General features: G+C 63.4%; 22 protein-coding genes. 9 read left to right on the forward strand and 13 right to left on the reverse strand.

The window, feature by feature from the left end; genetic code table 11:
* Window positions 1-161 precede the first annotated feature (161 nt).
* The 3 genes from DIC66_RS09255 to DIC66_RS09265 all read left to right on the forward strand — a co-directional run bounded on the left by DIC66_RS09255 (window position 162) and on the right by DIC66_RS09265 (window position 3,106).
* Window positions 162-1,856, forward strand: coding sequence for a PQQ-dependent methanol/ethanol family dehydrogenase (locus DIC66_RS09255; RefSeq protein WP_117176355.1), 1,695 nt, complete (start codon window positions 162-164; stop codon window positions 1,854-1,856).
* Between the two features lie 87 nt (window positions 1,857-1,943).
* A complete protein-coding gene (locus DIC66_RS09260) occupies window positions 1,944-2,273 on the forward strand; it encodes a c-type cytochrome (protein WP_117176357.1) in 330 nt (109 codons plus the stop codon).
* An 8-nt stretch (window positions 2,274-2,281) separates the two neighbouring features.
* On the forward strand, window positions 2,282-3,106 hold the full coding sequence (locus tag DIC66_RS09265) for a tetratricopeptide repeat protein (protein WP_233505853.1): 825 nt from the start codon (window positions 2,282-2,284) through the stop codon (window positions 3,104-3,106).
* Window positions 3,107-3,120: 14 nt separating this feature from the next.
* On the opposite strand, the gene DIC66_RS09270 is transcribed toward DIC66_RS09265, so the two are convergent.
* Window positions 3,121-3,492, reverse strand: coding sequence for a group I truncated hemoglobin (locus tag DIC66_RS09270; RefSeq protein ID WP_117176362.1), 372 nt, complete (start codon window positions 3,490-3,492; stop codon window positions 3,121-3,123).
* Between the two features lie 97 nt (window positions 3,493-3,589).
* The gene (locus DIC66_RS09275) at window positions 3,590-3,847 is read right to left on the reverse strand and encodes a hypothetical protein (RefSeq protein WP_117176364.1); all 258 of its coding nucleotides are present in this window, start codon (window positions 3,845-3,847) and stop codon (window positions 3,590-3,592) included.
* A 132-nt stretch (window positions 3,848-3,979) separates the two neighbouring features.
* Here DIC66_RS09275 and DIC66_RS09280 point away from each other — a divergent pair, with 132 nt between their 5' ends.
* Window positions 3,980-7,147 carry an ATP-binding protein gene (locus DIC66_RS09280; RefSeq protein WP_117176366.1) on the forward strand — a complete coding sequence of 1,056 codons (3,168 nt, stop codon included), beginning with the start codon at window positions 3,980-3,982 and terminating at the stop codon, window positions 7,145-7,147.
* Window positions 7,148-7,235: 88 nt separating this feature from the next.
* Window positions 7,236-7,502 (forward strand): hypothetical protein, encoded by a 267-nt coding sequence (locus DIC66_RS09285; RefSeq protein WP_117176368.1) that lies wholly within the window; start codon window positions 7,236-7,238, stop codon window positions 7,500-7,502.
* A 190-nt stretch (window positions 7,503-7,692) separates the two neighbouring features.
* On the opposite strand, the gene DIC66_RS09290 is transcribed toward DIC66_RS09285, so the two are convergent.
* From DIC66_RS09290 to DIC66_RS09330, 9 genes are read right to left on the reverse strand one after another with little or no spacing between them, the layout of a single operon-like run.
* Window positions 7,693-8,703, reverse strand: coding sequence for an aldo/keto reductase (locus DIC66_RS09290; protein WP_117176370.1), 1,011 nt, complete (start codon window positions 8,701-8,703; stop codon window positions 7,693-7,695).
* A 10-nt stretch (window positions 8,704-8,713) separates the two neighbouring features.
* The gene (gene galK / locus DIC66_RS09295; protein ID WP_117176372.1) at window positions 8,714-9,874 is read right to left on the reverse strand and encodes a galactokinase; all 1,161 of its coding nucleotides are present in this window, start codon (window positions 9,872-9,874) and stop codon (window positions 8,714-8,716) included.
* A 4-nt stretch (window positions 9,875-9,878) separates the two neighbouring features.
* On the reverse strand, window positions 9,879-10,922 hold the full coding sequence (locus DIC66_RS09300; RefSeq protein ID WP_117176374.1) for a UDP-glucose--hexose-1-phosphate uridylyltransferase: 1,044 nt from the start codon (window positions 10,920-10,922) through the stop codon (window positions 9,879-9,881).
* A gap of 36 nt (window positions 10,923-10,958) precedes the next feature.
* On the reverse strand, window positions 10,959-13,124 hold the full coding sequence (locus DIC66_RS09305) for an alpha-galactosidase (RefSeq protein WP_117176376.1): 2,166 nt from the start codon (window positions 13,122-13,124) through the stop codon (window positions 10,959-10,961).
* Between the two features lie 34 nt (window positions 13,125-13,158).
* On the reverse strand, window positions 13,159-14,310 hold the full coding sequence (locus tag DIC66_RS09310; protein ID WP_117176378.1) for an ABC transporter ATP-binding protein: 1,152 nt from the start codon (window positions 14,308-14,310) through the stop codon (window positions 13,159-13,161).
* Between the two features lie 14 nt (window positions 14,311-14,324).
* On the reverse strand, window positions 14,325-15,740 hold the full coding sequence (gene melA / locus DIC66_RS09315; protein ID WP_117176380.1) for an alpha-glucosidase/alpha-galactosidase: 1,416 nt from the start codon (window positions 15,738-15,740) through the stop codon (window positions 14,325-14,327).
* A 16-nt stretch (window positions 15,741-15,756) separates the two neighbouring features.
* The gene (locus DIC66_RS09320) at window positions 15,757-17,061 is read right to left on the reverse strand and encodes an ABC transporter substrate-binding protein (RefSeq protein ID WP_233505854.1); all 1,305 of its coding nucleotides are present in this window, start codon (window positions 17,059-17,061) and stop codon (window positions 15,757-15,759) included.
* Between the two features lie 58 nt (window positions 17,062-17,119).
* Window positions 17,120-18,037 (reverse strand): carbohydrate ABC transporter permease, encoded by a 918-nt coding sequence (locus DIC66_RS09325; protein WP_117176382.1) that lies wholly within the window; start codon window positions 18,035-18,037, stop codon window positions 17,120-17,122.
* Window positions 18,038-18,047: 10 nt separating this feature from the next.
* On the reverse strand, window positions 18,048-18,950 hold the full coding sequence (locus tag DIC66_RS09330) for a carbohydrate ABC transporter permease (protein WP_117176384.1): 903 nt from the start codon (window positions 18,948-18,950) through the stop codon (window positions 18,048-18,050).
* Window positions 18,951-19,069: 119 nt separating this feature from the next.
* Between DIC66_RS09330 and DIC66_RS09335 the strand changes: the two genes are divergently transcribed.
* A complete protein-coding gene (locus DIC66_RS09335; RefSeq protein ID WP_233505855.1) occupies window positions 19,070-20,143 on the forward strand; it encodes a LacI family DNA-binding transcriptional regulator in 1,074 nt (357 codons plus the stop codon).
* Window positions 20,144-20,300: 157 nt separating this feature from the next.
* Here DIC66_RS09335 and DIC66_RS09340 read toward each other — a convergent pair whose 3' ends face one another.
* Window positions 20,301-22,388, reverse strand: a complete 2,088-nt coding sequence (locus DIC66_RS09340) for a sigma-54-dependent Fis family transcriptional regulator (protein ID WP_117176388.1) — start codon at window positions 22,386-22,388, stop codon at window positions 20,301-20,303.
* Window positions 22,389-22,682: 294 nt separating this feature from the next.
* On the opposite strand from DIC66_RS09340, the gene pedF reads away from it, so the two are divergent.
* A complete protein-coding gene (pedF, locus tag DIC66_RS09345; RefSeq protein WP_117176394.1) occupies window positions 22,683-23,171 on the forward strand; it encodes a cytochrome c-550 PedF in 489 nt (162 codons plus the stop codon).
* Between the two features lie 55 nt (window positions 23,172-23,226).
* Window positions 23,227-24,132 carry a substrate-binding periplasmic protein gene (locus tag DIC66_RS09350; RefSeq protein WP_117176396.1) on the forward strand — a complete coding sequence of 302 codons (906 nt, stop codon included), beginning with the start codon at window positions 23,227-23,229 and terminating at the stop codon, window positions 24,130-24,132.
* Here DIC66_RS09350 and DIC66_RS09355 read toward each other — a convergent pair.
* Window positions 24,129-25,097, reverse strand: a complete 969-nt coding sequence (locus tag DIC66_RS09355) for a PQQ-dependent catabolism-associated beta-propeller protein (RefSeq protein WP_117176398.1) — start codon at window positions 25,095-25,097, stop codon at window positions 24,129-24,131. The two genes, DIC66_RS09350 and DIC66_RS09355, sit on opposite strands and share 4 nt — an antisense overlap.
* A gap of 169 nt (window positions 25,098-25,266) precedes the next feature.
* On the opposite strand from DIC66_RS09355, the gene DIC66_RS09360 reads away from it, so the two are divergent.
* Window positions 25,267-26,043 (forward strand): ATP-binding cassette domain-containing protein, encoded by a 777-nt coding sequence (locus tag DIC66_RS09360; RefSeq protein ID WP_117176400.1) that lies wholly within the window; start codon window positions 25,267-25,269, stop codon window positions 26,041-26,043.
* Window positions 26,044-26,063: the final 20 nt, after the last annotated feature.

Here is a 26,063-nt window from a genome sequence, read left to right on the forward strand (position 1 = left end):
CAGGGGGGGGAGCGACTGGCACAGATGTTGCGCAAATGGGTTACGGACACATGCACTGCGCAGGCAAGGCAGTCCGAAGTCACCTCCCTGTACAGGAGGTGGAAACCGCAAACAAATAGCCAGGAGACAAGCACGTGAAACAGAAACTATTCGCCCTACTGATGGTGGCCGCCGCCGCCCAGGTGTCCGCGCAGGTGACCGACGCCATGATCGCCAACGACGCCGCCGACAACAGCTCGGTGCTGAGCTGGGGCATGGGCACACAGGGCCAGCGCTACTCGTCACTGGACGCCCTCAACACCAAGACCGTGAAGAAGCTGGTGCCCGTGTGGTCCATGTCTTTCGGTGGTGAAAAGCAGCGCGGCCAGGAGTCGCAGCCCCTGGTCTACAAGGGCAAGATGTTTGTCACGGCCTCCTACTCGCGCATCTTCGCGGTGGACGTGAAGACCGGCGAAAAGCTGTGGAAGTATGAGCACCGTCTGCCCGAAGGCATCATGCCTTGCTGCGACGTGGTCAACCGCGGTGCTGCCCTGTATGACAACCTGGTGATCTTTGGCACGCTGGACGCCCAGCTGGTGGCCTTGGACCAGAACACCGGCAAGGTGGTCTGGAAAGAAAAGATTGACGACTACGCTGCCGGCTACAGCCAGACCGCAGCACCTTTGATTGCCGAAGGCCTGCTGCTCACCGGTGTGTCCGGTGGCGAGTTCGGTGTGGTGGGCCGCGTGGAAGCGCGCGACCCCAAGACCGGCAAGATGGTCTGGAGCCGCCCCGTGGTGGAAGGCCATATGGGCTACCTGAACGGCAAGGAAAACGGCATCTCCGGTACCACCAACGCCACCTGGCCTGGCGAGACCTGGAAGACCGGTGGAGCCGCGACCTGGCTGGGCGGCACCTACGACGCCAAGACCGGCCTGGCTTATTTTGGCACCGGCAACCCCGGCCCCTGGAACAGCCACGTGCGCAAGGGCGACAACCTGTACTCCACTTCCACCGTGGCCATCGATGTCAAGACCGGCAAGATTGTCTGGAGCTACCAGGGCACGCCCAACGATGCCTGGGACTTTGACGGCGTCAACGAGTTCATCACCTTCGACATGGACGGCAAGCGCATGGGCGGCAAGGCCGACCGCAATGGCTACTTCTACGTGATCGACGCCACCAGCGGCAAGCTGCAAAACGCCTTCCCGTTTGTGAACGGCATCACCTGGGCCAAGGGCATCGACATTGCCAGCGGCCGTCCGAACTTCGTGCCTGAAAACCGCCCTGGCGACCCGGCACTGTCGGCCGACGGCAAGAAGGGCGCTTCGGTGTTCGCATCCCCCGGTTTCCTGGGTGGCAAGAACCAGATGCCCATGGCCTACAGCCCCAAGAGCAAGATGTTCTTCGTGCCCACCAACGAATGGGGCATGGACATCTGGAACGAGCCCATCAGCTACAAAAAGGGCGGCGCTTTCCTGGGTGCGGGTTTCACCATCCGTCCGCTCTATGAAGACCACATTGGTTCCCTGCGCGCCTATGACCCCAAGACCGGCAAGATGGCCTGGGAAGTCAAGAACAACGCCCCTCTGTGGGGTGGCGTATTGGCTACCGGCGGCGACCTGGTGTTCTGGGGCACGCCTGAAGGCTACCTGAAGGCCGCGGACGCCAAGACCGGCAAGGTGCTGTGGCAATTCCAGACCGGCTCTGGCGTGGTGGCGCCTCCCATCACCTGGACGCAGGACGGCGAGCAGTACATCAGCGTGGTCTCCGGTTGGGGTGGTGCAGTGCCTCTGTGGGGTGGTGAAGTGGCCAAGAAGGTCAACCTGCTGGAGCAGGGTGGATCGGTCTGGACCTTCAAGCTGCCCAAGTCCTGATTGGCAGACTGAAGCCAACTTTGTGTTGACCTGAGGGGGTGGGGACCGGCGCGTTCGGCCACCCCCTTTTTTTGTCCCGAAAAAACTATGCGACCCTTATTCATTTCCCTCCTGCTGCTGTCCGGCCTGGCGCAGGCCGCAGACATGACCGAAGCCGAACAGGCCTCGGCCAAAGAGTTGGCCCAGGCCAACGGTTGCCTGAGCTGCCACGCGCTCACCGAAAAAATTGTGGGCCCCGCCTATTCCAGCGTGGCTGAAAAATACAAGGCCGATGCCGATGCCGCCTCCGGGCTGGTGCAGTCCATCCAATACGGCTCCAAGGGCAAGTGGGGCCGCATCCCCATGCCGGCGCACCCGTCGCTGAGCCCGCAAGACATCAAGACCCTGGCCAATTGGGTCATGACGGTCAAGAAATGAACACCGCAATGGCGTGCGCTGCCTGGCAGCGCCGCCTGCTTGCAGTGGGCCTGCTGCTGGCTCTGGCATTTGGCGCGCAAGCCCAGGACAGCAACCGCAGCGACTGGCTGCGCAACCCGGCCATGGGCAACTACAAGGCCTATGCCGAATTCAAGATGGCGCACTACGACGCCGCGCGCGAGGTCTGGCAAACCCTGGCCGAAGTGGGCAATGGGGATGCCCTGTTCAACCTGGGCATCCTGGCCGAAGACGGCCTGGGCGAGCCGCGCAATATGGCGCGCGCAGAAAGCTTCTACACCAGTGCCGCAGCAGCCGACAATTTCAAGGCCCAATACCGACTGGGCCTGCTGTATTTCGCGGGCACGCTCTTGCCCCGCAACACCGAAAAAGCCCGCCTGTATTTAACCCGCGCCGCCACCCATGGCGACCGGGATGCGCAGGACATGCTCTCGCGCCTGGGACAACCCGATGCGCCCCTGACAACGTTCCAGCAGGCCGAGTTGTTGAGCGGCAGCGGCCAGCTTACGCAGGCATTGGCCCTCTACCGCACGCTGGCCGATGCGGGTGACGCCACCGCGCAAACCCGCCTGGCCTGGGCCTATGAAGCCGGGCGCGGCGTGGCGGCGGATTTGCCGGAAGCCGCACGCCGCTTCGAGATCGCCGCGCAGGCCGGCAATGCCGAAGCGCAGTACGCGCTGGCCGTGATGCTGCGCACGGGCAGGGGGCGTGCCGAAGACCGCGCAGCGAGCGCTGCGTGGCTGGACAAGGCGGCCAGGCAAGGCCACCCCGCAGCGCAAGCGGCGCAGGTCTCGGAAGGGCGGGTGACGCAGTAAGGACGGCTTGCCGGTCACACCCGCAGCACCTCGCGCCGCATGGACCACAGGATGGCCAGCACCTCGTTGCGCACGGCTTCATCGATGCCGTTCTTTTGCAAAGCGTCCATCGCATCGTCAATGACCGTCATGAACTCCTGCTCGTTGATGTTCATGCCCTTGTGCGTAGCCACCATGTCCTTTCCCGAATAGGACTCGGGCCCGCCGGTGCCGGCGCAGAAGAACTCGACTGCGCGGCGCTCCACGCGGGCCAGGTCTTCGCTGTTCATGTAGCGGGCATTCACCAGCGGGTTGGCCAGGTGGTTCTTCATCAGGTCTGCCGTGATGCGGGTGATGCCCTCGCGGCGGCCCAGGCGTTCGTACAGGGTGGTGGTGACTTGGTTCATAGAGTTTCTCCTTGGGGTTGGGCCGCTCCACCATTGGAGCTGCCGGGTTGCAGGCTTTGCAGCCTGTGTTCTTGAATCTGGCAGGGCGGTCTTGCGGCTAGCGGGCAGATGCACGCAGGTGGGCTGCCCACGAGGCCACCTCGATGGCGCCGGGGTCTGGCATCCAGGAGGCGTATTCGGCTTCGGCGGCGTCCGACGGGCTTGTGGCGGGCTCGGGGGCCATCCCCAGGCCCACGCCAAACAGCTCGCGCCCCAACCGGGCCAGCGCGCCGATGACGGCGCTCTCGATCTCGGGGAAGGCCTGGCGGCTGGAGGGATGCGCCAGCGCGGGACGGGTGGTTTTCAGACAGGTCATGGGTGCTCCTTGGGGTTGTCGCCGGTGGCTATTTGCCCGGCGTGTTCGTAGATTGCCGGGTGTGTGTTCCTGAATCGTTCCTGGCGTTTGCGGGGCTTGTAGAAGCCAGCTTGCTGCCCTACGCTCACTGGCATGGACATCACCCCACCCCATCTGCCCCCCGGGGCCTTCACCCGCCTGGATGCCTTCCTGCTCGGGCGCTTTGCCGTTGCCATCGATGGCGTCGAACTGGCGGGCGACGGTTGGCCCAGCCTGCGTGCGGCGCAGCTGGTGCAACTGCTGTGCCTGCAGCCGCGCCTGCGCCTCACGCGCGACGAAGTGATTGATGCGCTGTGGCCGCAACTCGAACCCGAGGCGGGGGCTGCCAATCTGCGCAAGGCCGCGCACCACGCGCGCCAGGCCCTGGGGCGGCACGACGGCATCGTGCTGCATGCCGGTGAGGTGCTGCTGTGGCCAGAACGCCCGGTGGTGGTGGATGCGCTGCGCTTTGAGCAGCGCGCCGATGCCGCCCTGGCCCAGCGTGACCCTGCCGACTGCGCCGATGCGGCCGCCACCTATACCGGCGACTTGCTGCCCGGCGCCCGCTTCGAGCCCTGGGCTGAGGCGGTCCGCGAGCGTCTGCGCGAACGCCAGCTGCAGCTGCTGCGCGCCAGCGGCCAGTGGGAGCGGCTGGCGCAGATCGACCCGGAAGACGAGGCGGCGCACCGCGCGCTGATGCAACGCGAACTGGCAGCCGGCAACCGGGCCGCCGCCTTGCGCTGGTATGCCCACCTGCGTGAGGCGCTGCAGCAGGGCCTGGGCGTGTCACCGGACGCGCAGACGCAGGCGCTGTACGAGCGCTGCATCGCCGGGCTGCAGGCGGCAGGGCCCGCCTTTGTGGGCCGCGCCCAGGCCACGGCGCAGGCCGCAGCCTGGCTCGGGTTGGCAGCCGCCCAGCGGCCCGGCGGGATCGTGTTGCAGGGGCCCCCGGGTATCGGCAAAAGCGCGCTCGGGCGCGAGATCGCCAGCCAGGCCCAGGCCAGCGGCTGGGCACTGTGCCGTGTGGAGGCCTCGCAGACCGGGCGCACCTATGCGGTGATGGGGGACATCACCGAGCGGCTGATCGCTAAGGACCGCAGCGTGCTCGACCGCATAGGCGCGCAGGCGCGTGCCGTGCTGTCCTTGATCAATCCGCATGTGGCATCCACCGACACCTTGCCCGGCCCGCTGGGCAGGCACCAGGTGGTGGGTGCCATCCGGCGCCTGCTGATGGCCGCCGCACCGGACCAGGAGGTGCTGCTGCTGGTGGACGATGCGCATCTGGCGGATGACGCCGATGTCGACGTGCTCACGCAGCTGGCAGCCACCGGCGCGGGCCTGTGCGTGTTGCTCGCGACGCGGGCGCCTGCAAGCGGCACCGCTCTGGCGCGTGCCCTGGGGCGGCTGCAGCGCTCGGGCGTGTTGCAGGTGCTCGATCTGGAGCCGCTGCCCGAGGACGAGTGCCGCAGGCTGGTGGCGCGTGCGGCAGCAGCTGGCGTGCCGGACGAGGTGGTGGCGCGCATCGTGCGCACGGCCGACGGCAACCCCTTCGCAGCCATCGAGCTGGCCCGCTGCGCGGCGGGCGCCGACGGGCGCCTGCCGGGCGGCGTGGCAGAGGCCATCACCGAGCGGCTGTGCGATGTGCCCGACAGCGCACTGAGCCTGCTCAAGTGGATGGCCCTGTGCAGTGACGAACTCGATGTCGCGACCATCGAGGCGCTGGCTGCCGAGGCGCAGGTTCCCAGCCTGGAGTCACTGGACGTCGCTTTGGCCGCCGGCGTGCTGTTGCCGCTGGCCAGCCGCTACCGCTTTCGCCACCACCTGGTGCAGCAGGCACTGATTGACCAGGTGCCCGCGCACCGGCGCCTGAAGATGCACCGACAGATTGCCGTGCGCCTGGCCGAGCTCGACAGTCCACCGGCCAGCATTGCCAGCCACTGGCTCGAAGCGGGCCAGCGGCGTGAGGCCATGCCCTGGCTGCTGGCTGCCGCACGGGAGGCGGTGCGCCTGGCCGCCTTCAGCGATGCGCTGCGCCACCTGGAGCCGCTGCTGGCCTTCCAGGGCGACCACGCCGAGGGCCTGCGGCTGCGCGCCGAGGCGCTGGACGCCATGGGTGAACCCGCCGCGCTGGCCGCCTACCACGCGGCCGCCAATGTGGCCGGTGAGACCGAGAGCCACAACCTGCGCGCCAAGGCCGCGCTGGCCCAGGTGAAGCTGGGCGATCCGAAGGGCGCACTCGTCCTGTTGGCCGGCCTCACACCCACCAGCGTCGAGGGCAAGCTGTGCGAAGCACTGGCCTACAGCGGTGCGGCTGCACTCGGCACGGGCGACCCCGCGGTGGGCACGGCCAAGGCGGCGGTGGCGCGGCAGCTGGCGCTGCAGTCGGGCGACACCACCTCGCTGGTGATCGCCTCCTGGGCGCAGGCGGCGGCCGCGCATGCACGCGGCGACCTGCACCGCAGCGTCTGGGCCGACCTGCACGAGACCAGCCAGGTGCCGCACCTGGCGCTGCGCGTGTTCGATGGCCACCTGTGCATCACCCAGCGCTTTCTGTACGGTGCGCGGCCCTATGCAGACGTCATCCACTTCGCCCAGAGCCTGTCCACCGAGGCCCAGCGGCTGGGCGCTGCCCGCGGCCATGCCTTCGGGGTGACGCTGCGTGGCGAGGCCGAGTGGCTGGCCGGCAACCTGGTGGATGCCCGCACGCACCTGGTGGAGGGCGCCCGTCTGCACCGCGCCATTGGCGGGCCGGTGGGCGAGGCGCTGTCGTTGCAGCGCCTGGCCGAACTCGCCTTGCATGAGGGCCATCGCGACGAGGCCCGCGCCCTGGTCGACGAGGCCCTGGACGTGGCGCGCCAGACGGACATCGGCTTTCACCTGCTGGACCGCATCTACGGCACGCGCATCACCCTGCATGCCGATGACCCGCAGGCCGCACTGCACGTGATGGAGGACGCCAGCGCCTCGGTACGTGGGCCCTTGGAAACCTGTCCGGGTTGCCGCATCACCTTCGCTGTGCCCGCCGCCATTGCCGCAGCGCGTGCGGGCGAACTGGAGCTGGCCGACAAGCACGAGGCGCAGTGCGCCTACCTGGCCAATGTGGTGATGCGCCTGCCGGCCTGGTATGCCGCGCACGACGAGGTGCGCGGGCATATTGCCGCCGCACGCGGCACCGACGAAGACGCCATGGCGCGCTTTGCCGCCGCAGCGGCACGCTTTCGGGAGGCGGGGCAGCCGATAGACGCCGATCGCTGCGACGGCTGGGTCAAGCGCGCACGCTAGCGGGTACACGCCGGGGCGCCGCGCTTTGGCCCCTTCGCCGCGTGTTCACTGTTTTGCACCCCACCGGCGTCCATCAGTTGGTACACCGATGAAGTCCCAATCACCCCCGGAAAAAATATACAAGGCATCTGCTTTGGAAGTGCCTGCAGGTGTGCCAGCTATGCCAAAGGAAGCTGCTTTTGCGATGAAGCGTGAGTTCGTCCAAAACCAGCGCCAAGCATGTGAGCACGACAACTTCCCGGAGCAAAAGGTGCAGACAGCACGCACGACAATACAAGCTGGTTTGTGCACTCCGGATGAAGTGGTTGAGGAGCAGTTTTTAGCGCGCCGTGCCAAGGTGGCTGGATTGTTGTGAGGTATGACTCTCAAGGCCAAAAAACCAAGAATTTGAGTTCGCTCTTAGAAACTGATTGCCTTTTCCGGAACATGCCCATTTCTCCCTAGAGGTCGTACATGCTGCCCGGCAAAGTGCACGATTGATTTGGAAAGGGTGAGGCATTGAAGATTTTCCGACCCCCGTGTTGTGGCTACGCCTGGTATTGACTTCACTCTCGCAAGGGAGGCATCAATAGCCGATCCACTTCGGCCAACTGCGCATCGGTGAAGGCCGGCGCTGCCAGCGCTTTGACAGCATCCAGCACTTGCGAGGGGCGGCTGGCACCAATCAGCACCGAGCTCATTCCCGGATGGCGCAGCACCCATCTGAGCGCGAACTGGGCCAGGGTTTGGTCGCACTCCAATGCCAGCCTGTTCAAGCGGCCCACCAACCTGGCTTTTTCGGCAGTCAGGTGCTCCGGCCGCAAAAAGCCAACAGCACCGGCTGCACGGGAATCCGGCGGAATGGTCCCTGCCAGATAGCGATCGGTCAACACACCCTGTGCCAGCGGAGAAAACGCGATGCAGCCCATTCCCTGTGCTTGCAGGGCCGGCAGCAATTCGCCCTCAATAGTGCGCTCCAACATGTTGTAGCGGGACTGGTGGATCAGGCAGGGGGTACCCATCTCACGCAGGAGTGCGGCAGCCTGGCTCATGAGCGGTGCCGGGTAGTTGGACAAGCCGACATACAAGGCCCGCCCGCTGGTGACGGCAAAGGCCAACGCTGCCATGCTCTCCTCCAGCGGCGTATGGGGGTCGGGGCGGTGGTGGTAGAAAATATCAACGTAGTCCAGCCCCATGCGACGCAGGCTTTGATCCAGGCTGGATAGCAGATATTTGCGTGAACCCCAGTCTCCGTAGGGGCCCTGGGTCATGGTGTAACCGGCCTTGGTAGAGATCACCAGTTCATCGCGGTAGACCGCCAAGTCGGAGCGCAAAACGGCACCCAGTGTGCTTTCGGCCGAACCCGGGGGCGGGCCATAGTTGTTTGCCAGATCGAAGTGGGTGATGCCATGGTCAAAGGCGGTGCGCAATAGCGCGCGACCGGTTTCCAGTGCGTCCACGCCACCAAAGTTGTGCCACAGGCCCAGCGAAACGGAAGGCAACTTCAAGCCGCTGCGGCCGCAGTGCCGGTAACCCATGGCGTCATAGCGCTGGGGGTTGGCAAGGTATTGGGGCATTGAATGCTGCTCAGTTCAGGGGGCCGGCACCGTCCGATGCCTTGCAAAGGTAAACGATACCGGGTTCGCCAGAGGGAGACCGGTAGTCGCGCAACACAGTGGCACGCACTTCGGCCACTATGGCATTCGGCATGATTGCCACCACGCAACCGCCAAAGCCGCCGCCCGTCATGCGCGCGCCACCCGCGTCGCCAATGGCAGCCTGCAGAATGTGCACCAATTGGTCCACGGCGGGTACGCTGGTTTCAAAGTCGTGCCGGATGGACTCGTGAGCCTGGGCCATCAGGCGGCCCACCTGGGGCAAGTCGCCAACGGCCAAGGCCGCAGCGGCATCCAGGGTGCGCTGGTTTTCGGTGACCACATGCCGGGCGCGACGGTACACCAACGGGTCGAGTTCGCCGGCGCGCGCCTCCAGGGTTTGCAGGTCCAGATCCCGCAAGGCCTGGATGCCAAAGTGTCGGGCCGCCGTTTCGCACTGCATGCGCCGCGTGTTGTATTCGCTGTCCACCAGGCCGCGTTTGACGCGCGAGTGCACGATCATGATGGTGACGTCTTCGGGCATGTCCACAGGGGTGGTCTGCAGGGAGCGGCAATCAATCAGCAAGGCCTTGTCGGCCACGCCGCACGCGGAGATCAGCTGGTCCATGATGCCGCAGTTGCATCCCACGAAGTGGTTCTCGGCGCGCTGTCCTATCAACGCCATATCGGCGGGACGCAGGTGATCAAACCCTTGCATCGACTTGAAGGCCTGGGCCAGCGCCACCTCCAGTGAGGCAGACGACGACAGTCCTGCGCCCTGGGGAATGTCGCCGGTGAGAGCCAGGTCGGCTCCGCACAAGGGCAATCCGTGCGCCAGCAGAAACTTCACTACGCCACGGACGTAGTTCGGCCACAACGCATCCGCACGAAAGACAATCGGCTGGTCCAGCTGGAATTCATCCGACTCGCCGGGGTAGTCGGTCGCCAGCACGCGCACCCGCATATCGGTGCGTGGGCTGACGGCAATCACGGTGCCGCAGTCAATCGCGCACGGCAGCACAAAGCCATCGTTGTAGTCGGTGTGGTCACCAATCAGATTTACGCGACCGGGTGCCTGGACCAAGCACCGTGGGGCTTGGCCATAGGCCGCTGCAAAGGCCAGCGAAACAGCCGACACCAGTTGTTGATTCATGGCGCTAAGCCTCCCTGTAATGAATGTCGCTCAAGCCGCGCAACTGCAATGCAGCCTGCTCGGGCGTGAGATCGCGCTGGGCCTCGGCCAGCATTTCAAAGCCCACCATGAATTTGCGCACCGACGCCGAGCGCAACAACGGTGGATAAAAGTGCGCATGCAACTGCCAGGGCGCGGTGTCGCGCCCATCAAATGGCGCGCCGTGCCAACCCATGGAATAGGGGAAGGAGCACTGGAACAGGTTGTCGTAGCGTGAGGTCAGCTGTTTGATGGCCAGTGCCAGATCGGTACGCTGCAGGGCATTGAGCTGCGGCAGTTGCTGCACCGCAAAGCGTGGCAGCAACAGGGTTTCAAAAGGCCAGGTTGCCCAGAAGGGAACAATGGCCAGCCAGTGGGCGGTTTGCACCACCACGCGCTCGCCCAAATCAGCCTCGCGCTCTGCCAAGTCCAGCAGCAGGGCACGGCCCTGCTGCTGGTGCCAGGCGCGCTGCTGCCGGTCTTCGGCAGCAGCTTCGTTGGGAATGAATTCGGTGGCCCATATCTGACCATGCGGATGCGGGTTGGAGCATCCCATGAGCGCACCTTTGTTTTCAAACACCTGCACCCAGGGGTACTGGGCACCCAGCGTTGCCGATTCGGCGCACCAACTGTCTATGACCCCGGCGATGGCACCAAGCGGCAGTTCGGGCAGGGTCTTGCCATGGTCTGGCGAGAAGCAGATCACGCGGCTGGTACCCCGCGCATTGCCAACCCGGAACAGGGCCTCCTGATCAGGCGGCACGTTCGGCGCCTGCGGCATCATGGCCGCGAAGTCGTTGGTAAAGACAAAGGTGCCGGTGTAGTCGGGGTTACGTTCACCGTTGACGCGCAGATTGCCGGCGCACAAAAAACAGTTCGGATCGTGCGCTGGCAGCAGCACATTGTCGGGCTGCTCTTGCTGGCCCTGCCAGGGGCGCTTGGCGCGGTGCGGTGAGACCAACACCCACTCCCCGTTCAGGGGGTTGTAGCGGCGGTGCGAATGTTCCGAGACGTCAAAAAGTGCGTGCATGGGGCCTAGCCTAGCGGATTTGAATGAGGTCCGGACTTACAGCTTGCGCAGGCGCACGATGAAGCAGGTCTCTGCGGTAGCGCGTGGCATGGGCAGGCCAACCTGCTGCATCCAGGCGCCATCCATCTCCACGCCAGTCTCCAGCATCCTGGCAAAGAAAGGCGATGGCGTCTGCACCGCGCCATCGCCTTCGATAGGCACAAGTTGCTCGACGTGGTAACGCGCACTGGCATCCAGCATGGGCAGACGCAGCGCAGGGGTGTAGCGGTGCGTACTGGGCGCGCAGCGGTACACAAACAGCAGCAAGTCCTGTGCATTGTGGTCGCCATGGGCCTGCCACACCAGGCCATCGGCACCGCTGCCGCGCCAGACCCGGCCTTGGTGCAACTGCGTGCGCCAGGCTTTGTAGCGGCCAATCCAGGCACCAAGCTGCTGGCTGGCTGCGGCGTCCAGATGACGCACGTCGAGCTCCACTCCCAGGTGGCCGGTCATGGCCACGGCGGCGCGAAATGCCAGCGACTGGCTGCGCCCCGTGGTGTGCGCGGGAGCAGTACCAATGTGCGAGCCCAGAATCTCCGGCGGAAAGAACTGTCCGAAGCCGCGCTGGATGTCCAAGCGCGACAGCGCGTCTATGCAGTCGCTACCCCAGACCCGGTGCGTGTGGCGCAGGATGGCGAAGTCAATACGGCCACCACCGCCCGAGCAGCTTTCAATCTCCAGCGCCGGGTGGGCTTCTCGCAGGCGCGCCAGAAGTTGGTAGACGGCCAGCACCTGGGCCCGGTATCCCGCAGCGCCCGCGCCGCCGGCCAGGGCCGCGCTGGTGAGGTCGCGATTGTGATCCCACTTCAGGTAGCGAATGGGCAGGCTGTGCAGCAGGGCATCGAGTTTGGTAAAGAGATATTCCGAGACCTCGGGCAGCGCGATGTTGAGTACCAATTGGTTGCGTGCCGTGATCATGTTGCGCCCGGCGATCTGCAAGGCCCAATCGGGATGATTGCGATACAGGTCGCTATCGGGGTTCACCATCTCGGGCTCCACCCAGAGGCCGAACTCCATGCCCAGCGCATTGACGTGGTGTGCCAAGGGTCCCAGACCATCCGGGAACTTGCCCGCATCAGTCCACCAGTCGCCCAATCCGGCGCGGTCATGGTGGCGTCCGTGGAACCAGCCGTCGTCCAGCACAAAGCGTTCGATGCCAACCTTGGCCGCAGCTTCAGCCAGGGCCATGACCTCAGCCGGTTGGAGGTCAAAGTAAAAGGCCTCCCAGGTGTTCAGGTGCACCGGGCGGGGGCGCATGGTTCCATCGGGCCAGTTCAGCCGGGAGCGCAGCTCGGCATGGAAGTTGGCCGCCAGACCATTGAGGCCCTGCATGGAGCAACTGGCAACCAGCTCGGGTGTTTGCAGGCTTTGCCCGGCCTGCAGCAAGCCCTCGCCGGGTGCCAGCCACTCGCCGAGTTGCCACTGGAACTGACCGTCATGCAGCCATTCAATGCTTTGCTGGTGGTTGCCCGACCAGGCCAGGTGAGCGCCATAGACCAGTCCGCTGTCATCGGTGCTGCCGGGCGTGGTGACGACGGCGCCGGGAAAGCAGTCGTGCGAGGTGCGGCCGCGCCGGTTTTCACGGCGCCACAGGCTGCGACTCAGGGTGTCCGTCTGCAACATAAATTCGTGGTTGTGCTGGCCAGCGTAGGAGCGGACGCTGTGCGCGTGACCGGGCAGAGGCAATGTGCCCGCGGCCAGCCACTGCACTTCCAATGCGGTGGCAGCCAGATTGGTGATGCGAGTCTGCAGTGTCAGCACATCGCTTGCATGATCCAGTGACAGGGTCACGTCCAATCTCAGCTGGGCCACCGCATCGAGCAGGTGAAAAACCACGGCACGCTGCGGCTTGAGCCATTCGACCTCGCAGCCGGTGATGGCCTGGGCAAAGTCCACTCCCGCGCGGTGCGCCAAAAGGGCGCTTTGGCCAAACCAGCCCACACCAAAAGTGGGGACCAGCGTGAGGGGCTGGTCAAAGTCCAGCATGAAGGAGGGCAGCGGCCGGCAGCTGCGCAGGCCCTGCTCGGGCGAACTGCTGTCGGGCAGGCGTGGGCCCCAGTAACGCCACAGCGGAGCCTCATGGTCCAGTACTTCCAGTACCAGGGTACTGTGCTGGCTGTGCAGCGTGACAAATCGGGCGGGGGCAAAGGAGTCTGGGGTCATGTTCAAAGTGTGGAAACGGCGGTCACTGCCTGAGTCAGGCGGCGTGGGGAACTTGCATGTCGGCTATGGGAATGCGGCGCTCCAGCGCCAGGCCTTGGGCGTCAAACACATGCAAGGCGGCAGCGGGCAACGAGATGGCGACGCGCTGGCCGGCATCGGCACGGGCATTGCCCGGGGCTTTCACCACGATGGGTTCGTTGGCTTGGTTGCCGCGCATGAAAAGAAAGGTGGATTCGCCCAGGCGCTCCTGCCATTGCACTTCGCGCACGATGGACTGGGTGGCGGTACCCAGCTCGGCATGTTCGGGGCGCAACCCCAAGGTCACAGGCTGGCCGGGTTGCAGGGCACTGGCGTCCACCAGGGCTTCCAGCACCTCGCCACCGGGCAACTGCACACGGGCCCGGTCAGCGTGGCCTTCCACCAAGGTGCCGGCCATGAAGTTCATCTTGGGCGAGCCAATGAAACCGGCCACAAACAGATTGCGCGGGCGGTGGTAGAGCTCCAGCGGCGAGCCACACTGGGCCACGCTGCCCTCGGTCAACACAGCGGGGCCGGAGTTGAGCAGCAGAATGCGGTCGGCCAGGGTCATGGCTTCAACCTGGTCGTGGGTGACATAAATGGTCGCGGCACGGCCAAAGTCGCGGTGGATTTTGGCAATCTCAAAGCGCGTTTGCACGCGCAGCGATGCGTCCAGGTTGGACAGCGGCTCGTCAAACAAGAAGACACCGGGTTCCCGCACGATGGCGCGGCCAATGGCCACGCGCTGACGCTGTCCACCCGATAGCGCCTTGGGCTTGCGCTCCAGCAACTGCTCCAGTTGCAGCACCCGGGCCACGGCCTGCACCTTGTCGCGAATCAGCTGCTTGTCCATTTTGGCCAGCTTCATGCCGAAGGCCAGGTTGTCAAAGACGCTGATATGGGGAAACAGCGCATAGCTCTGGAACACCATGGCCACACCGCGATTGGCCGGCTGGGTGTCGTTCATGCGCTTGCCGTCGATCAGCAAGTCACCGCTGGTGATGTCTTCCAGGCCGGCGAGCATGCGCAGCAGCGTGGACTTGCCGCAGCCCGAAGGTCCGACAAAGACGCAGAACTCACCCTGCTTGACCTGCAGATCCACATTGCGAATTACCGCAATATTGTCCAGATAGTTTTTGTTAACCGCGCGAAGTTCAATGCTTGCCATGGTGCTGCGCCCTTTCAGGCTTGTAGGAAGTCGGGGAGAAAGTCGCGGTGGGCAAGCAGCAGCTCATCCACCATGGCGCGGATCTGGGCCAGATCCAACACCGCCGCTGTATGCGGGTCCAGCATGGCTGCGTGGTACACATGTTCACGCTTTTCCTGCAGGATGGCGGCAACCACCAGTTCTTGCACATTGACGTTGGTGCGCATCAGCGCGGCAAGCTGGATCGGCAAGGCTCCGACCCGGGTGGGTTGCACGCCATTGCTGTCCACCAGGCAGGGCACTTCCACCGCGCAGCCCTGGGGCAAGTTGTCGATCAGGCCTTGGTTGCGCACATTGCCGTACACCACGCGCGGCTGACCGCTGACCATGGAGTGGATGATCTGCCCGCCATACTCCACCGAGGGCTGAATGGCGTTGAGGCCTTCGAGCAGGCGCACCGAGTCTTCCAGCATGCGCGGCATGACCTGGATGCCCGCGGCATGCAGTTCGGCCAGCATGGCCTGTGCATCCTGGCTGCCGGGGGTTTGCAGTTCGCGTTCAATGTATGGCCAGGCATGCTCGAATATCTGACAACGGCCCGGATACTCATCCAGCGGGATGTTGTACTGTTCCAGAATATCGGCGCGGCCCTTCTTGATGAACCAGGGCACGTACTCCGAGAAGTGTTCGCTCGACTCGGTGGGAAAGTGGCCCAGTTGGTGCAGCATTTCGTAGCGCACCCGATTCCACCCGGGTGCCTTGCCTTCGGCATGGATTTGGCGCAGGCGGGGGTACAGGTCCACGCCCTTGTGTTCAAACTTTGTGTAAAAGGCCATGTGGTTGATACCGGCACAACGGTAGTCAATCTCGTGGGCAGGAATGCCGAGGTCCTGCGCCAATTCGTGGGCGGTGTGCTGCACGCTGTGGCACAGGCCTACGGTGGGGATGCGCGTGCTGGCCTGGTTCAGCGCCCAGGTAATCATGGCCATCGGGTTGACGTAGTTGAGGTGTACCGCACCCGGCGCGCAGACCTCTTCCATGTCTTTCAGCATGGCCAGTTGCACGGGGATGGTACGCAGGCCGCGCATGATGCCGCCTATGCCCAGGGTGTCGCCAATGGTTTGCTCCAGACCAAACTTCTTGGGAATTTCAAAGTCAGTCACGGTGGCAGGCTTGTAGCCCCCCACCTGTATGGTGCTGATGACGAAGCGCGCATCGGCCAAGGCGCTGCGCCTGTCCAGATGGGCTGTGATGGTAGGCGTGACACCCAGTGCGGCGGCCAGTCGCCTGGCCACCATCTCGGCCAGGCCCAGGCGGTGTGCGTCAATGTCATGCAACGCCACCTCGCAAGCAGCCAGTTCGGGATAGGAAAAAATGTCGCCCAGCAGGTTGCGGGTGAAGACAATGCTTCCTGCTCCGATGAGGGTGATTTTGATGCGGCGTTGGCTCATGGCATGCTCTTGCGTTTTATTGCTTGACGAGTTGGTTGGCTTTGGCGTTGGCGGCCTTGAGCGCACTGGTGGCGTCGGACTTATTCATCAACACGGCCTCAATGGACGCTTTGATGACCTCGTCCACTTCCGAGCCGCTGTCGGCAATGGGCGGCAGGTAGGTCTTGGACTTGGCCATGGTCAGGAAAGCCGAAGAGTCCACGCCCTTGCTCTTTTGCACGGCAATGGCTTTTTCGGCCATGCCCTTGATGGCGGGGAACACCACACCGTAGCCGGCCACCACGCTCTGGCAATCGGCCGAGCCCAGGTACTTGACCCATTTCCAGGCTTCAGGCTGAACCTTGGAGCCCACCCAGATGGAATCCGCCAAACCGTTAAACATGGTGGCGCGGGAGCCTGTCGGACCGGTGGGCAGCGGCACCCAGGCGGTGTCAAATTTCGCGTTGTCCTTGAAGTAGGTAATCATCCACGAACCCTGGGGCACGATGGCAACCTTCTTGGCCACGAACATGGCATCTGCGCCCAGGGACTTGGTGTTCTCCAAGCTGGCAGAGACGCCCTTGCCTGGCAGGCCCGCGAGGTAGTCCAGCGTTTCGGCAAGCTTGGGGCTGTCGTAGTAGAACTTCGGGTCCCAAGGTTTGTCTTGGTACTTGAAGCCGTTAGAGACGGCAAAGTGACCCCACTCAGTCTGGCCCATCATGCCGCCGGCACCCGGGTTCTGGTAGCCATAGACGGCCACCTTCTTCTTGTCAAAGCTGGCGCTGTTGGCGTTGTTGCCGGCAGCATCCAAACTGAGTTTGCGCACTATCTTTTCAAAACTCCCGCCGTCCTTGGGGTTCCAGTTCATGTTCTGCAGATCGGCCAGGGAGACACCGGCCTTCTTGGCCATTTCCATGTTGACCACGAAGCCTATGGTGTCCCAGTCCTTGGGCAGGCCGAATTGCTTGCCATCACGGCCCCAGTTGTCGTAGAGGCCGTTGGTATAGGCCGCGGTATCCACCTTGTCGCGCATGATCAGCGGAGCCAGGTCTACCAGTTGACCATTCTTGGAAAACTCAGGGTACTTGGCCAGGTGGTCAGTGAACACGTCGGGGGCCGTGCCGGAAATGAAACCAGTGGAAATCGCGGTCCAGTAATCATTCCAGCCCGATTGCGTAATCTTGATGGTGATGTCGCTGTTCTTCTTTTCAAAATCAGCGGCGCACTGCTTGTAGGCTGGTAACTGGTTGGAGTCCCACATCATGTATTTGACTTCGGTCGCCTGGGCGGAACCGCAAGCGGCTGCCACTACGGCGGCCAGGATGGTGAATTGGAATTTCAAGGTTTGTCTCCGTTATAGGAAGGGTTGAGGGGGAACTTTTGAATGGAAAAATGCTGCGCTACTTGCCACCGCTGAATTGCACTGACTCCACGACCCGGCGGCCCAGGACCACCAGCAGCAAGATGGTGGGCATCACAGTGATCGCGGTAGCGGCCATCAGGCCGGTCCAGTCGGGTTGGCCTTGGGCGGTTTGCGACTTGAAGGTCTGCAGTGCCACGGGCAACACCTGCTGCATTTCGTCTTTGGCCACCAGATAGGGCCAGAAAAATTCGTTCCACATATTGATGCCCGTAAGCATGCCAATCGTCGCCAGCGGCGTGATGCTCAGCGGAAGCACCACATGGATGAAGATGTAAAAGTAAGAGGCGCCGTCGAGCAGAGCCGCCTCCTCCAGATCGCGCGGTATCGACAAGAAAAATTGCCGAAGGAAGAACACGGAGAAACCCTGCATCAGGCAAAACGGCGCCACCATGCCGACCATGGTGTTGAGCAGGCCCAGATCCTTGATCAGGATGAAGTTGGGGATGAAGGTGACCACACCCGGCACCATCATCGAACCCACAAACAGGGCGAACAGCGTATCGCGCCCCGGAAAACGAAGGCGGGCAAAGGCATAGGCTGCCATGGCGGCGCAACTCACTTGCAGCAACACGATGGTGATGGTGAACACCAACGAATTGCCCAGCGCGCGCAGGAAGTTGATCTCGGCACCCGAGCCGCCGCGCGCCCGGCCTTCTTCCTGAGTCATCAAGCCCAGTACGCGCTTGAAGTTGTCCAGTGTGGGGGCGGTTGGCAGTAGACGGTCAGACTCGGTGTAGAGGTCCGTCGAGTGCATGAGGGCGGTCTTGACTACCATCCACAGTGGCGTCACCGTAATCAGCAGCATGAGGCCCAGTGCTACCCACGCGGCGGCACGGCCAGGGCTGAAAGTGCGCTTGCGTGGAGCCTGGTTGTCGGGAATGGTGATAGGTGCCATGGGATCTCCTTCAGGCCAGGTCGTTTTGCGATGCCCGCATGACACGCATCTGAAATACGGTGTAAAACATCATCACCACGCACAGGGTCATGGACATGGCTGAGGCATAGCCCATCTTGTAGAAGCTGAAGGCGTTCTGCACGATGTAGTGCACGATCACGCGGGTCGAGTCCAGCGGCCCGCCGTTGGTTGTGACTGCGATGGTGTCAAAGATCTGAAACGAACCGGTGACACTGGTGACCAGCACAAAAACCATCACCGGACGCAGCAGGGGCAGCGTGACGCGCCAGAACATCTGCCACTCACTGGCACCCTCCAGGGCTGCGGCCTCGTACAGATTGCGCGGTATGTTCTGCAGACCGGCCAGGAACAGCATGGCCACCAGCCCCATGTGGCGCCAGATATTGACCGCTGCCACGGTGAGCAGCGCCTGATCGGCTCCGCCAAAAAAGGGCTGGCGCTCAAAGCCCAGTCCATCAATCATGCCGTTGACCAGACCCAGCAGGGGGTCCAACATCCAAAGCCACATCATGGCCACCAGTACGTTGGACAGCAGGTAGGGCAGCAAGACGATGGACTTCACAAACAGTGACTTGGTCAACCGGTCCATGGACACGGCCAGGAACAATCCCAGCACGATTTGCATCGGGATATTCAGCACCACGTAAATGGCCGACAACTCCATGCCTTGCCAGAATTTGCCGTCTTCCAGCATGTGGGCGTAATTGGCCATGCCGACAAAGCGCGGAGCGCGCAGCAGATTCCAGTCGGTCAGGCTGATCTGGATGGCGCGCAATGTGGGCCAAGCGTAGAACACCAAAAAGCCGAGGAAGGCGGGCAGCACCAGCGCCCAGGCGGTCAGCGTTTCGGCGCGCCGGCTGCTACTTAAAGCATGGTTGGAGGAACTGGCCACGAGTTTTCCTTAAATTTGCGATAACTAACACGCGTTAGATTTGATATTAGGCCAAACTTACGCGCGTTAGTACTAGGGTAAACACTGCTAATGTGAATTCGACTACGATGAGGAGTCCTATGCCACTCCACATGAAGTCCCCCACCAGCAGTGAAGTCGCCAGACGCGCTGGGGTTTCTCGCACCACGGTCTCTTTTGTGCTCAACAACGTGCGCGACCGGGGCATCAGCGATGCCACACGCGAACGCGTGTTGGCCGTGGCGCGGGAGCTGGGCCATGCGCCCAACATCGCTGCCCGCACGCTGGCTGGTGGCGCCACTGGCACGGTCGCACTGGTTATCCCCAAGGCGGCGCATCTGTATGTGGACGTCTTTCTGAGCCAGTTGGTGGCCAGCATCAACCAGGAGTGCCATCTGCACGGACTCAAGATGTTGATCGAATCCACCGACGACGAGGGCCGAGACCCTGGCGGCTTTGTGGACCTGGTGCGCAGTCGGCGCATTGACGGCTTGATCGTGGTGAACCCTAGTCTGGCTGGGCGCAAGCATCTGGGCGGCATTGCCGATGCCAGGATTCCCATGGTGGTGTTTGGTGCCGGTCTGCCTGATGTCGAGCGCTACAACACCTGCGGCAATGACACCTCGGCGGCGGCACACAAGGTCGTGGACCATCTGGTTGGCCTGGGACACCGCCAGATTGCATTTGTGAATTTTGCACAGCCGGAATATTTGGCGGTAAATGAGAGGGAACGCGGCTGGCGCGAGGCCATGGAGAGCCACGGCATTGCCATTGACCCGCTCTGGGCCACCCATGCCGACCTGAGTGCAGCTAGCGGTTACCGCGCGATGCAGGAAATGTTGGCACGAGGCATCAAGTTCACCGCCCTGTTTGCGGGCAACGACACGATTGCGTTTGGCGCCATGCGGGCCTTGCGTGAAGCCGGGCTGCGCATACCGCAGGATGTGGCACTGGTGGGTTACGACGACATTCCGTTAGCCGAGTTTGCCTCGCCGCCGCTGACCACCGTGCGCACCGACACCATTGGTCTGGGCCGGGACGCGATGAACATGCTCTTGTCCCTGCTGCGGCAAGACCCCGGCCTGCAAACCTTGCGCCATGAGCAGCCGGTTGAACTGATTGTTCGGGAGTCGTGTGGAGCAAGTTCACCAGCAGTGTTCAAGGCAGCAACATGACCCCTATCGCCAGCTCCGTATTCGGTCACTCACCTGATGGTCGCCAATCGCCCACGGACGGTGTTGCCGGCCTGAGCGACGGCTATCGAATAGTTGCCACCCCACCCCGGCGTAGCCCAAGCGCTGCAGCGACCGCCGAAACGCAATCTATAAACTTTCAGCCCCACACATCTGCTGGCAGCAAGGCCTTCTTGCGGTAGATGGTGTTGCGCGACACGCCCAGCATCTTGGCCGCCACCGACACGTTGCCGCCGGTGCTGCGCAGGGCTTGCGCCATGGCACCGAGTGCCACGTTTTCCAGCTTGGTTGAGGCGAAGGGCGGGGGGGCTGAAGGTGCAGTCATGGCGGGCGCTTGCTCGGGCGCTGGGCGTATCACCTCCATCTGCTTGACCGATGCGCGCGGCAGCACCAGGTCAGCCATCTGCACCTCTTCCAGAAAGTCATCCGGCAGGTGGTGCATCTGGATGTCTTCGTTGCAGCCCACCATCACCACCGCCGTGCGCAGCAGGTTGTAGAGCTGGCGGAAGTTGCCCGGCCAGGGGAACTGGTGGAACAGGTTCATCACCTGATTCGAAATACCGATGGGTGTGGGCGAGTGGCACACGCTGGCCAAAATCTTGCGCGTGACCACTTCCAGGTCTTGCCGTTCGCGCAGCGCGGGCAGGCGCACCACCAGGCCGTTGAGGCGGTAGTACAGGTCTTCGCGGAACTCGCCGCGGGCAATCATGTCTTTCAGGTTTTTGTTGGTGGCGCAGATCACGGCCACGTCCACCTCCACCTCTTTGCCTGCGCCCAGCGGGCTGACCTTGCGCTCCTGCAATACGCGCAGCAAACGCGCCTGCAGGTGCTTGGGCATGTCGCCAATCTCGTCCAGGAACAGCGTGCCACCATTGGCAAACAGCACCTTGCCCACCGAGCCCTTGCGCTTGGCGCCGGTGAAGGCGCCTTCCTCGTAGCCGAACAGCTCGGACTCGATCAGGGTCTCGGGGATGGACGCGCAGTTGACGGACACAAAGTTGTTGCCCGCGCGCGGTGAGTCGTTGTGGATGGCCTGGGCCAGCAGGTCTTTTCCGGTGCCGGTCTCGCCCAGGATCATCACCGGGATATCGCGCCCGCGCACTTTGTAGAGCTTCTGGATGACGGCGGCCACCTGGGTATCACCGGTGTCGAGGTAGCGCAGGCTGGACAGCGACTCGCGGCGCTGCGCGTCGCGGCTGGCCGCCGTGCTGGGTGCATCCGCTTTGGCGGGCGCCTTGGCTTGCGTGTCGGCCGCCGGTTCGTCAGAAGCACTGGCCGTGGCGCCAAAATGCATCCCCCCAAAGGGCATGCGCGACTTCACGTCGCTGATGCAGCACACCGTCACGCCGTTGTGCAGGCACAGGTTCATGGGACGTGTGCCGGCCGTGCGCACGCGGTCATGGAATTGCGAGATGGACACGCCAAACAGCGACGAGAAGGTATGCGCCCCCAGCGCATTGGCCGAGAGCGTCAGCTGGAACTGCGCGCTGCGGTTGGCGGTGACAAAGCGGCCGTCGCCGGTGAACACGGCAATGCCTTCCATCAGCGTGCCCAAGAACTCGGCGCGCGCATGGAAGCGCACGATGATCTCCTTGGGGAACACGTCGGCATACATATGGTTTTCAATCATCTGCGCCGACATGCGCGCCAGCGCCATGGTGTGCTGGTGGTAGCTGCGGTGGTCGCCCGTCACGTCCAGTGCGCCCATCACCTTGCCATAGGGATCGAAGATGGGGGTGCAGGAGCAGGTGAGAAAACGGTTGGCCTCCAGAAAGTGCTGCGAGCCGTGGACCACCACCGGGTGCTCCTCGGTTAGCGCCGTGCCGATGGCGTTGGTGCCCTTGCTTTTTTCGGACCAGTCCACGCCCGGCGCCAGGGCTACCTGCGAGGCCTTTTCCAGAAAATCGGCATCGCCCAGCGAGTGCAGCACCATGCCGCTGCGTGTGGTCAGCAACACCATGCTCTGCGTGTTGGCAATCTGCTGGTAGAGAGTCTCCATGACAGGAGCGGCGTGCTGGTAGAGAAAGCTGTTTTCCTCCAGCGTCTGGTTCAACAGCCCACGTCCGGCCACCGAAAAATCGGGTGCGTCCATCTCGCGCAGGCCATAGGCCTGGGAACGCTGGCGCGAGGAGCCTATCAGGGACTCGTGTTCAGGGCTATTCAACGACGGGCTGTTCAAGGGCCCATAGCTTCCGCCGCCTTTTGCTGTGCGGTCATTGGGGGTCATTGTGTCTCCGGCGTTCGCTGCTGGCCAGTGGATGCTGTCCGCATCCCGATAACCCACGTCACCGAATGCAGAGCAGCCATCAGACAGGCCGAAGCGACTCTTTGTATCGAAATTCTCTGGCATTCATTGTGCTCCGTTTTGTCACAGGACTCAATGCGGAGCAATATGAATGCCAGTACCAACTGTGCCGCTGCGCCAAATTGTCACAGCCTGCCGCGCCCAGGCCCAAAATTCCTGGCGCGATATTTGCGCAATGCTTGGCACCCGCAACTTTTGACACGACCCGATAACACCATGAAAACCTTACGCAACACCTACCGCCTCCTGATGGCCGCCAGCCTGAGCGCCTGCCTCTCCCTGGCCACCCTGTCAGCCATGGCCCACGGCGACGTGGTCCCCCAATCCGTAGACACCAGCACCCTGCCGCAATTGGGCGCCAAGTGGCTGGACAACAACCCCTACAGCAAGGGCGAGGCGCATACCGAGGCCCTGCGCATCGGCAGCTCGGCCTACAACCAGAACTGCGCCCGCTGCCATGGCCTGGAGGCCATCTCCGGCGGCATCTCGCCCGACCTGCGCAAGCTCGATTCCGACTGCATGAGCCTGGGTGACGAGACCAAGAAGCTGGCCTGCTTCCAGGAAATCAATGACTACTTTGTGTCCACCGTGCGCCGTGGCCGTGCGCGTGACGGCCGCGTCTACATGCCTCCGTTTGAAGGCATCCTGACGCAGGAAGCCATGTGGTCCATCAAGACCTATCTGGAAACCCGCCGCGAACCCTGAGCCTCATCTCGTGTAGTGCGAAGATGGGTTTTGTAAAAATATAAAAGGAGACCTGATGAACCGTGATTCATACAAGCCGGGCCCACTGCCACGCCGCAGCCTGCTGCGCATGGCTGGCGGTCTGGCACTGACTGCCTTGCCCCTGGCCATGGGCCTGCAAACCAGTGCGCAGGCGCAGGAGCGCAGTGCCATGCAAAAAATCCGCGACAGCGGCGTGCTCAAGATCGCCCTGTACAAAGAGAACGCCCCCTGGTCTGACGGCAGCATGACGCACATGACCGGGCTGGATGTGAGCCTGGGCGAGGCCCTGGCCGCCGCCCTGCAGCTCAAGCCCGCGCTGCTGCCCTTTGATGCTGGTGAGAACATGGGTGACGACCTGCGCAACATGGTCTGGAAGGGCCACTACCTGGGCTATGGCCCGGCCGATGTGATGCTGCACGTGCCGGTGGACAAATACTTCATGGGCGAGAACCGCCAGGCCTTCATCTTCGCGCCCTATGCGCGTGAGCATCTGGTGGTGCTGCACAACCCCAAGCTGCTGGCACAGGTCTACAACCCCGAAGACCTGGAGGGCAAGAAGATCACCACCGAGCAGGGCACCGGTGCATCGAGTGCCATCATGGGCTACAAGGGCGGCCTGCTGCGCGACCGCGTGTCGCTCTTCAAGAGCGGCACCGACGCAGCCACCGCCGTGCTCAGGGGTGAAGCGGATGCGGCTTTTGTCTCGCTGGCGCAGGCGGAGGCGGCGGTGTTTGCGGCCAAGCTGGACCGCAAGGACTGGGCCTTCTCCAGGCTCACCCTGCCGGGTGTGCCACCCAACGGCTGGCCCCTGGGCCTGGCGGTGAAGGCCGACAACAAGGAACTGGCCGGCTTGCTCGATGCTGCCCTGGATACCTTGCGCGGCAATGGCCAGCTGCTGAAGATTTTTCAGGCGCAAGGCCTGACGCTGGCCGCCCCCTAGTTCGCCAGAATGCTGTGGGGCTCACGCCCCACCGGCACGGTCTTCAAGGCCTTGCGGGTGGCGGTGTCGATGATGGTCATGTCATCCGACAGGCCATTGGCCACATACAGGCGTGAACCATCGGCACTCAGTGCCAGGCCCCAGGCGCGCTTGCCCACCAGCGCCAGGCCGCGCACGGTGCGGGTGGCCACATCCACCTCGGCCACGTGGTTGGCGCGGCCCAGGGCCACCCAGGCCGTCTTGCCGTCGGCACTCATCAGCATGCCCACGGGCGTGATGTCGGAGGCGCGCATGCCCTTGACCTCGAACTTCAGTGTTTGTTTGGACTTCATGGAGGCGGTGTCGATGATGCTCACGCTGGAGGCCAGCTCGTTGGTCACCCACAGCTCGGAAGCATCGGGCGTGATGGCAAAGCGGCGCGGCCGCATGCCGGTTTTTACCTGGCCCACGGCCTTGCGCGTGGCCACGTCCACCTTGTAGACCGCGTTGGCCACCTCGGAGGTGACGTACACATATTTGCCGTCGGCCGTGGCCAGCACGCCCTCGGGCTCGGCGCCGGTCTTTACCGAGAACAGCAGTTTTTTGCTGGCCACATCGTAGGCCGCCAGCTGGCTGTCGTCTTCGATGGACACATAGGCGGTTTTGGAGTCGGGCGACAGGGCGAATATCTCCGGGCTCTCGCCGGTGGGGATGTTGCCCACCAGCTTGCCGGACTGCACATCCACGATGCCAATCTGGTCGCTGTCGCCGCAGGCCGTCAGGATCTGTTTTTTGTCCTGCGCCCAGGCCATGTGGCGCGGGCGCTGGCACACGGCAATGGAGCGGATGACCTTGCCGTCTGCGTCCATGTGCAGGATGGCATTGTCTTTTTCGCTGCTGACAAAAATATCAGCGTGGGCGCTGCCACAGGCAGCCAGCAGCAGCGCAGCGCTGGCCAGAAGGGTTGGCGAAAAGCGGATGGGCATGGTGGTCTCTTTGTTGTGTGTTAAGGGCAAGCTGCCTGCGCAGGCCTGCCTGGATTGCGCAATATATATGCCACCTGCCTGAGCCAGTTTGTGACACTGCAATGGCGCAAGGCACGGGCACGTTTCCTGCAGCATGCCTCCTGCTGCATACCGTTAGACTGCCACAACCATGACACCACTCCCCTCAACAGCCTTCAGTACTCCGGTGCTGGTGGCCACCGGCCTGCAAAAATCCTACGGACCCAGGCAGGCGCTCAAGTCTGTCAGCATGTCCCTGTACCCGGGGCAGTTCGTAGCCTTGCTGGGGCCCAATGGCGCGGGCAAGTCGACACTGGTGCAGTTGCTCAGCGGCCTGTTTGTGCCCGACAAAGGTGATCTGTCTGTGCTGGGCTTTGATATCCGCCGCGACGCGCCCAAGGCCCTGGCCGGCCTGGGTGTGGTGTTCCAGCAGTCTTCGCTGGACCTGGACCTGAGCATCCGTGCCAACCTGCTGTTCCACACCGATTTGCACGGCATCGCCCGCAAGACCGCGCTGCAGCGCATACAGGCCGGGCTGGAGCAGCATGGCCTGCAGGAGCAGGCGGGCACGGCGGTGCGCGCGCTCTCGGGCGGCAACCGGCGCAAGGTGGAATTGCTACGCGCGCTTTTGCACCAGCCGCGTTTTTTGCTCATGGACGAGGCCACTGTGGGGCTGGATCCGGCTTCGCGCCAGGATCTGATGCGCTCGGTGGAGGCACTGGCCAGGGCGGGTGAGGTGGCGGTGCTGTGGGCCACGCATCTGGTGGATGAAGTTGCCCATGCCGACCGTGTGCTGGTACTCATCCAGGGTGAAATTGCCTTTGACGGCCTGCCCTCCGAGCTGATCGCGCAGTCTGGCGGGCTGGGCCTGGAGCAGGCCTTCCTGCAGCTATGCCAAGGCCCGCGCGCAGCCAAGCCGGTGGCCTGACCGGCAGCAACGCAAGATGT

This window comes from Rhodoferax lacus (assembly GCF_003415675.1).
Classification (GTDB): Bacteria; Pseudomonadota; Gammaproteobacteria; order Burkholderiales; family Burkholderiaceae_C; genus Allorhodoferax; species Allorhodoferax lacus.